This is a genomic window from Marinobacter halodurans (assembly GCF_004327985.1).
In the GTDB taxonomy this organism is placed as follows: Bacteria; Pseudomonadota; Gammaproteobacteria; order Pseudomonadales; family Oleiphilaceae; genus Marinobacter_A; species Marinobacter_A halodurans.
This window is the reverse complement of sequence record NZ_SJDL01000213.1, coordinates 1-320: the sequence shown is the minus strand read 5'-3', so window position 1 is coordinate 320 and position 320 is coordinate 1. Positions and strand designations below refer to the sequence as shown.

The following is a 320-nucleotide window of genomic DNA, read 5'->3' as shown; positions in this document are numbered from 1 at the left end:
CATCGTGGCGGCGGTGGATGGCGGTGCGGCCAACGTGCAGGACATCTACCCGCTGGCGCCGTTGCAGGAAGGGGTGTTGTACCACCACCTGTTGACCGAAGTGGGCGATCCGTATCTGGTGTATTCCCTACTGGCCTTTGACGACCGTTCGCGGCTGGACGACTTCCTGTCGGCCTTGCAGGCGGTGATTGCGCGGCACGACATCCTGCGCACGGGGGTGCAGTGGGAAGGGTTGCCGGAGCCGGTGCAGGTGGTGTGGCGTGAAGCCGAGCTGCCGGTGGAAGAGGTGGCGCTGGATCCGCAGGCGGGTTCGATCGAGG

1 protein-coding gene is annotated in these 320 nt (G+C 65.9%); it reads left to right on the top strand.

Translation table 11 applies throughout. The features are described 5' to 3' along the window. Nucleotides 1-320 (top strand): condensation domain-containing protein (locus EZI54_RS24150; RefSeq protein WP_207389366.1); only part of this gene is annotated, 320 nt, incomplete at both ends.